The following is a 742-nucleotide window of genomic DNA, read 5'->3' on the forward strand; positions in this document are numbered from 1 at the left end:
GGCCGCTTCTGCGGCTGCTGTAAGTGACGATGAACCTCAAACAAGTGACGCCTATTTGTTGACAAAAGCTGCACTGCTTGAAGATCGTCGCCGCCTTTCCGATATCAAAAGCATTGAGCGCAAAATAGAAGCCAAGCGCGACATGCTTCCAACCTATGAACCATACATTACGGGCGTATTGGAAGCCGGAACCGGTGCCAATGACGATGTGTTAATGACGGTCATGATTTGGTATCTGGATATCGGCGATATCGCTAAAGCCATTCCTATTGCGGAATATGCACTCGCACACAATTTGCAATCGCCTGATCAATATCAGCGAAGTGCGGCCACAATTCTCGTAGAAGAAACTGCCGATACATTGTTGCGCAAAGATATCAAACCAATCTGGAAAGAAGGCGATATCCAAAACCCGATCAGTGATGATCATCGCGTGCAACTTGAATATTTGCAGGTGATTGAAACGCTCACTGCCCAGCATGACATGCATGATCAAGTCAGAGCAAAACTGTACAAAACCATTGGCTATCTGTACGCCGTACAGCGCAACTACGCAGGTGCGTTGGCAATGCTAACTCGGGCATTGGAGTTGGATAAAAATTGCGGTGTTAAAAAAGATATTGAGCGCTTACAGCCAAAAGCTGGTAGCGCATAACCGAGTCGGCCCGCGACGTCAGGCGGCGAGAGAAACCGACCAGGTAATTTATTCCCTTGCCGGTTTCTCTCCCACCGCCTTCTTGAA

General features: G+C 48.2%; 1 protein-coding gene. It reads left to right on the plus strand.

The features are described from left to right. The coding region (gpM, locus tag A596_RS21520) for a phage terminase small subunit (RefSeq protein ID WP_039918807.1) at positions 1 to 655 on the plus strand (655 nt) is incomplete at its 5' end. Between the last annotated feature and the right edge of the window lie 87 nt (positions 656 to 742).

The sequence above is a fragment of the Cellvibrio mixtus subsp. mixtus J3-8 genome, from assembly GCF_000766945.1.
Classification (GTDB): Bacteria; Pseudomonadota; Gammaproteobacteria; order Pseudomonadales; family Cellvibrionaceae; genus Cellvibrio; species Cellvibrio mixtus_A.